Source organism: Bacillus sp. JJ1122, assembly GCF_036964885.1.
Classification (GTDB): Bacteria; Bacillota; Bacilli; order Bacillales; family Cytobacillaceae; genus Mesobacillus.
Map to the genome: position 1 here is coordinate 1 of NZ_JBALQL010000015.1, position 6,980 is coordinate 6,980.

7 protein-coding genes and 2 riboswitches are annotated in these 6,980 nt (G+C 38.9%); of the genes, 2 read left to right on the forward strand and 5 right to left on the reverse strand.

Annotation, left to right across the window (positions count from 1 at the left end; all coding sequences use genetic code 11):
- Positions 1 to 44: 44 nt before the first annotated feature.
- Complete coding sequence (locus V7201_RS09890; protein WP_335376587.1) at positions 45 to 1,706, reverse strand: DUF4855 domain-containing protein; 1,662 nt, start codon at positions 1,704 to 1,706, stop codon at positions 45 to 47.
- A gap of 325 nt (positions 1,707 to 2,031) precedes the next feature.
- The gene (locus tag V7201_RS09895) at positions 2,032 to 2,163 is read right to left on the reverse strand and encodes a hypothetical protein (RefSeq protein ID WP_335376588.1); all 132 of its coding nucleotides are present in this window, start codon (positions 2,161 to 2,163) and stop codon (positions 2,032 to 2,034) included.
- A gap of 162 nt (positions 2,164 to 2,325) precedes the next feature.
- On the opposite strand from V7201_RS09895, the gene V7201_RS09900 reads away from it, so the two are divergent.
- Positions 2,326 to 3,204 (forward strand): helix-turn-helix domain-containing protein, encoded by an 879-nt coding sequence (locus tag V7201_RS09900; protein WP_335376589.1) that lies wholly within the window; start codon positions 2,326 to 2,328, stop codon positions 3,202 to 3,204.
- A 101-nt stretch (positions 3,205 to 3,305) separates the two neighbouring features.
- Here the strand turns inward: V7201_RS09900 and V7201_RS09905 are convergent, their stop codons facing one another.
- The 3 genes from V7201_RS09905 to V7201_RS09915 form a co-directional block, all read right to left on the reverse strand.
- Entirely contained in the window at positions 3,306 to 3,863 is a 558-nt protein-coding gene (locus V7201_RS09905; protein ID WP_335376590.1) for a hypothetical protein, read from the reverse strand.
- 21 nt (positions 3,864 to 3,884) lie between these two features.
- Positions 3,885 to 4,385, reverse strand: a complete 501-nt coding sequence (locus V7201_RS09910) for a matrixin family metalloprotease (protein WP_335376591.1) — start codon at positions 4,383 to 4,385, stop codon at positions 3,885 to 3,887.
- A 613-nt stretch (positions 4,386 to 4,998) separates the two neighbouring features.
- A riboswitch (cyclic di-GMP riboswitch) is annotated at positions 4,999 to 5,082 on the reverse strand.
- A 51-nt stretch (positions 5,083 to 5,133) separates the two neighbouring features.
- Complete coding sequence (locus V7201_RS09915) at positions 5,134 to 5,595, reverse strand: hypothetical protein (RefSeq protein WP_335376592.1); 462 nt, start codon at positions 5,593 to 5,595, stop codon at positions 5,134 to 5,136.
- A 193-nt stretch (positions 5,596 to 5,788) separates the two neighbouring features.
- A riboswitch (cyclic di-GMP riboswitch) is annotated at positions 5,789 to 5,879 on the forward strand.
- 538 nt (positions 5,880 to 6,417) lie between these two features.
- On the opposite strand from V7201_RS09915, the gene V7201_RS09920 reads away from it, so the two are divergent.
- Positions 6,418 to 6,849, forward strand: coding sequence for a VanZ family protein (locus tag V7201_RS09920; RefSeq protein WP_335376593.1), 432 nt, complete (start codon positions 6,418 to 6,420; stop codon positions 6,847 to 6,849).
- The last annotated feature ends 131 nt before the right edge of the window (positions 6,850 to 6,980 follow it).

Here is a 6,980-nt window from a genome sequence, read left to right on the forward strand (position 1 = left end):
AAAAGGGGGCACAGTTCATTTTGGAAGATGCCTTTATTTAAAACTTACTTAAATACTCTCTCCATTAATTGATACCCCTCTTGATAAGGAGCCAGGTTATATGTTCCCATCCTGTACACCATTTCATTTCCCTGATAAAAAATCAGACTTCTGCCTGGAAGACCATAACGTTCAGCCATTTCTACATATTGAGCAAAGTTTTGTACTCCGCTAGCCATTTGGTGAGGCGAGTAGGTGTCGATCTCAATATTTATACCGATTCCGTTTATTTGTGCTCGTAAAAAAGCTAGATGCAAACGCTTCTGTGTATCGGTTAATTTTAGGCGGAATGTATTTGGCTGAAGGTACACGCCATCAAATCCGTAAATCTTCCAATTCTCGAAGTTATTCGAGAGGGCGTGAGGCGAGTAAATAAATTTCTTTTTCTGAGTGTGGATGGTTTTAGCCGTGTTTTCCACTAGAAGTTCATCTTCCAGTGAGCCAACGGTTTCATTCAGCCAATAGTACCCTTTAAAAGTTAAATTTGAATAACCTGCCTTTTGCCATTTAGATTGGACATCGTTCATATACCATGTAACGAGATTGGACCTTTCGTTCAGGTTATTTGCCCGTTTCTTTCCATCTAACCCAAAAATGGCTTCTTTTTGTTTAGGGTAAGGAATGGCAATGTAGACATTGGCCTTCTTGCCTTTTTGTTTTGCCGCCGTGTTAAGGTTTTCAAGTGCGCCGTCCGCAGCAAACGTTCTCTCGGCATACCATCTCCACTCCGCATAATTGGCGTGATTGCTTGATATCTGGCCAAACTCTCCACTTGGATAACTTCGTCCTAATATAATGAAGGTATCGAAGAATGGCCCTCTTGATTCATCGTTCGGTTTGATGCTGATATATGGTTCAAAGAACTCTGGTGTAAATTTCATAGGGTTTTCATTTCCATTATAAATGAGAACTCCATTGCCAATTCCGGAATCTGTCATCATACCGGTTTGATCATCGTAGTTCATAAGTGAGTTGCTGACCGGATGAACCGTTGCTTTAGGATATTTTAAAGCCAGGTCGATTGCCTGGTCAGCCTTTCTTACTTTATGTAAAACTTTCCCGTTTTCTTTTATTGCATACTCTAAAGGTTCACTGTAGATTCGTGCCAGGAATACTGAGAATTGCGCGCGGCTTACAGAAACTTCTGGCTTGAAGGTGCCGTCCTTGTATCCAGATGTCACATCATTCTCCGCAATAGCATCAATGAAGGTGTAATATGGATTTGATTTTGGCATATCCTTAAACGACGATTTGCCAGCCCCCTTGTAATTGTAAGCTACGGCAATTGCCTTAGCCATTTCTTTGCGGGTTAATGGCTTATCAGGCATAAAGCTCTTTCCGTTTAAAGTGAACATGCCTTTCTCCATAACAGTTAAAACTTCCTTATATCCGCCCATTGTCGGTTTCATATCAGAAGGAACAATTTTAGGATTTGATGGAGCCTCTAAACGCATGGCGCGAACCAACATAATTGCTGCATCTTTCCTAGTCAGGATTACTAACGGTTTAAATTCACCAGACGCAAACCCTTTAATAACCCCTTTGCTGGAAAGGAAACGGATTTCATCATGTGCCCAATGATCTCTGGGGACATCCTTGAAAATCAAACTACTCGCTTTTACAGGGTTTGAAAATAAAGATAGCAATACCATAAAACTAGTGGCCATTAAGGTAAGCCTCTTCATAATAGTGCAATTCAAACTAACACTTCCCATTCACCCATCTCCTAAACTATAAATAACAAATAATGTGAAAAATACACACATTTTCCATTGTATAGTAAAAAGTACCTAAACACCATAGGGTAACCTAGTGAAATTTTAACTAAGTACAGCGTTAATTCATTGGGGGTCAGACCCCCGGCGCGGTGATGCGTTAAGGAGAAAAAGAAAAAGACACGATGTATTAGTTACAACGTGTCTTTAGTTCTTATAATTAAATTTTTACATAAATTCCTTAAAAAGGGTATTATTAACTTAATTGTTTGATTTCCTAATGCTCAAAAGGCAAATCGACATTTTCGATAGGGCCAGCGGCGTTAACAGCCGATTGTGTGACAGGAACACATAATGACATAATACCTAGAATTGCGAATCCAAATAATACTTTTGATATTTTTTTCATCTTAATCCCTCCTGAGTAAAATATACCATGTTCGAAATTTATAGGTATTTAGGGTGTATTGTCATATTTAGAGATTTTAGGCGAATTTTCTAATAAAATCACTTTTTATCATTCGTTAATATTCTTATAGGAATATTTTGACTAGGTTAGGAGATTTACATTATGAAGGAATTTAATTTTAAAAATCTGGGAGAATCGATCCATTCAATCAGAGTGAAGCTCGGGATCAGCCAAAAAGACTTAGCCAGCGGAATTTGCAGCCAATCGCAAATCAGCAAAATCGAAACTGGGGAAATCAGTCCGTATATTCACACGCTAGTAAAAATATCGGAAAGGCTAGGCATCAACACGAGCCATTTCATCAACCAAATCTCTAAAGAGCATTACGAGTTCGTCTCTCAATCAAAAAATCACGTGAGAGAGCATATAAAAAAGAAAGATTATAAGGAAGTGAGGCGGCTGATCAATAAGCTGGAGAAGCATCCGAGCTTCCAAAATATAGAGGAGCTTCAATTTATCCATTGGCATAGAGGGGTGTGTATTTATTACTTGGAACATGATTCATCGAGAGCAATCCATGTGCTGAAGGAAGCGCTTGATATGAAGGACTCCATCCAGGCGACCGAGCAGGATATTCAAATCATCAATAGCATCGGCATCATTCATGGGGAAAAGGAGGAATGGGAGGAAGCGAAGAACTCCTTCTTGAGAGCCCAGGAGATTTATAGCAGGGCGCTTTATTCAATGGATTTTACGATATTGATCCGGATTTATTATAATTTGAGCAAGATTTATTACAAACTGGATAATAACCATGAAGCATTGAACGTCGCGAATAAAGGAATAAATCTGGCGCTTGAGAAGGAGTCCAGCTATTTAATGGGCGAACTTTTATACCAAAAGGGATTCATTTATGCAGAGCGGGGTGATGTATCCCAGGGAATCGTGCATCTCCAAAAAGCCGGGACGATCTTTGCTCTATATGAAAAAGAAAGCTACATCCAAATGGTGCAGGATAAGCTGGCTCTGTTCAGGCAGTGATAAGGGGGGAACTGTGCTCTGTGAATTTCAATCCTGGACAACCTGCAGCAAGCCAGACAGTAAAAAGGTGTAGAAATGATTCTACACCTTAGCCGCATCACTTATTTCTTATCTTTTAAATCCCCAGGAACGACTTCATTCTTATAAGCCTCTTTAAATGCCTTCATTAAATCAGACCTTTTAGCGTCGCTATCGATTTTGATATCGCCAAAAGCCGGCACTACAGTATGCCAATTTTCAGATTCTAAGTATCTTGTGGCAAATAAATATGTTTCTCCTGGCACGAGAAGCTGATCGTCTTCAATAAGCAGAAGTTCAGTTTGTCCTTCGGAATTTTCCTGGTAGCCGCCTTGCTGGTTCACAAGGACTTGACCAGATAACTTTCCTTTTACATTTGTAATGACTTCAACAGTAAATTGTGTTTCAGGACCGCCATCAAGCGATTTTGTACCAGCTTGTTCGATGACTTTTCCAACGAAAACATTGTTCGTTGCGCCAACGAGCTTCTTTTTATCTGAAAAATCGTCAATGAAATTAGCGTGTGCTTCCATCCTAATCACATTATCGGCGCTTGCATGTTCGTTGTTAATATAATTAGCTCCCAAAAAGCCACCTGTAATAACGGCTGCTAGAGTTAAAGTGAATGTAATCTTTTTCATATTGGCTTTTCCTCCTTTAAATTAATAGCCCCAAAGGGAATGGTAGTCAGATTTGTCGTGCGAGCCTAAGCTTGTTTTGGAAGTTACATAGGCATACATAATTTGATCGGAGGTGCTGTGTGCCAAACCAAGAGCATGTCCCAGCTCGTGAGTGAAGACGTTCTGCCTTTTAGCAGCTGTATAGCCATTCAGGTAATAGTTGTTCAGCTGGATTCTGTCTGCTCCTGATAAATTGCTGTATAAACCAGCCCAAGTCACATCAGAGCGATTCGCGTCCTTGAAGGATAAATCTTCAATAGTCGTTGCTGTATCTCCTAGGATATTGATTGGATTCAGGCCATTCCAGGTTGAAATAGCAGCGCCTCGTGCGGTTGTCCACTTTGTAGTCCCGTGGTAAGTTCCCCAGCGAATTTCCTTGCCATCAACGGAATCATAGCCTAGAAAATGAGCAGAAGCAGCTGAAGGAAGAAGCATTAGACCTAAAGCCCCAACAATAATACTTTTTTTAATGAATTTCTTCATTTCTTATCCCACCTTTAATCATAATGATTTCGATAAATTTTCTGCTGTGTTTGAAACACTCGATGTAAAGGCTGGCCAACCTATAAGAGGAGTATAGCAGGAGGGGAAGTTTAATTGTTTAAATATTCTCATAATTATTCAGTGTATAGAAAAACAGAGGATTCGAGCGGAAAATGAAGATTTCATAGGTATTTACACAAACAGTATCCTGTAGAGTATAGGGTGAATTTTAAAAAAACAAACCTAAACCCCCCAAAAAAAAACCTTACAACGAAAAATATTCATACAAAAAAAGAAAAACTTCTACGCGGTGAAGTGTTGGGGATCAGCCCCCCGGCGCTTTAAAGCGGTAATAACCTGGGGGTCAGACCCCCAGTGCAGTGATGCGTTAATGCAGGGAGGCGATAAGGGGTATAAAAAAATCCCAGCGGACGCTGAGATCTTTTTTAGAGGCTTATATTTGATTTGCTAGTATTGTCACGAATGCACTTAAAACAACGGATAGCAACAGTAGGGAAGCATACATAATGGTCTTATTTCTTTTTTTCTTTCGTTGCTTCTCCTCTGGGGTAAGCCAAGTATAAGTAGACATCAACATTTCTCCTTTGTAATTGATGGCAGCTGGCTGGCCTTGTCCTTGGCGGAGGCCCCTCTAGCTTTGCGTCATCACTTTTCAGTGATTTTGCCTTTAGATATATCGGCTAGTCTAGTATATATTTTAATAGCAAATTTGCAAAAAAAATTGGAATTAATTATAGTCCCATAATATGACCCATTCTCCTTTATGCTTTACAACATAAACGACCTGTTGAAAATTGAAATTGCCATACTTGCCATTATAATTTTGCGTAACGACCATTTTATAGCCATTTTTAACAACGTTTTGTCCATCCTCAGGTTTCCACTTATCAAACTTTTCGGCTTTACTTATTTCGTATGTAAAGGTCTCTGCGCCAAAATGACCAATAAAAACATGAGCCCGATCCTGGATAAATGCTGACTTAGTGAATTTTTGTTTCATATAAGGATGAAAAAGATTCCACGAATCTGAAAAATTGCCTTCCTGTTCATATGCATAAAATTTTTCAACTGTTTGAGTAGCTTGATTAGAGAGTCCAAACATGAATATACGTAAAACAATAAAGATAAAAACGAGAATGGAAATACCAATAAATATAGGAAGAATCCGCAACTGGTGTCGCCTTTTCATTATATGAACAACCCCTTGATTAAGAAGTTCTTCAAATCATATGTCCAATTTTGGGGTTTTATTCTATTGAAAAGCGTTTGGAATAGGACAGAGAAGGGTAGTAAAAAGTAATTAACAATTTCATTTTCATAGTTCTTAAGTCCCTTAACAAATGTGTTTAAATTTGGTAATTTCAACATATAACACATATATCGTACGATAAGGGCAAAGCCATTGAAAAGTGGTGACGCAAAACTACAGGGACTAAAGTTGCGATTTTGTAACTCCGTCAGCCAGTTTCCGAACACGACTCTCCTGCGATTTTATGTGGCTAAAAGGAGGAAGCCGATGTGTTAAAAACAATGTTAAAGTTTAGGTACAAATTTCATTTATATTTACAGAAGCATAACGAGGCGTTGATGCAAGATGCACTTTGTAAAAAACTAAGAAATCAATTACAGCAAAGGGCAGCCTATCACGGCAGGCAAGCCATTTTTCTAGTATCAAAAATATAACGAGCAGACTTTTTGTCTGCTCGTTTTAATTTTTCTCGTACTTAAGTCGACATTCTTTTCCGGGGCTGGTTCCAAAATTTAATGTAAGTATGGCCCTCTTTGCACTTAAATAATTTAATCCCGATATGTTTGAGCGGTGTATAGATTTCCTTCATGTGAAGCAAAGGCATTTTTAAAAACCCTCCCGAAAATTGTTAATTCAATTTTAACTAAATAAAGAACAAAATTAAACAAAATGTTCTCGATAAGAAACGACATGGTTCGAGAATAGCCTAGTATGAAGTTCCTTGTTCTTGTTTATAATGGCAGTTAAAAAGGAGGGGGTAACTTGCTTCAAAACCTTCTATTAGTCTTTTGGACAATGGCAATACTCCTGATGACTTGTACGACAAGATTCGAGTTAGAGAACAACTTGCTTCAAGTATATTTTTCCTGGAATTCAAATCCTGAATTTGGAGATTTGTTCCTCGCACTCCCAGCAGAACTTACAGAACCCTTTATATTACAAAAAGTCGGACATCTAATCGCGTTCGTCATTCTAGGCTTCCTATTAAAAATCCAGACAAATACCATTAAAACCATTCTATTTATCATATCCTTTGCGATCCTTACAGAATTCCTGCAGCTGTACTTATCAAGAGGAGGAAGACTATTCGACGTAGGATTCGATCTAATAGGTGGAGGCTTAGGCATTGCCGTAGGAGCATTAATCCAAAACATTATTACCAAAGAACAAAACCCCGCCACACTAAAGCGTTAATCCGTTGGGGGTCAGACCCCCGGTACGGTGATGCGTTAATGGGGTGGGGGTCAGACCCCCCTCGCTTTAAAGCGGTATTGTTGCAGCTTCTTTAAGTGGAGGAATCTATTAATCTTGCTATTTGTTTGTGA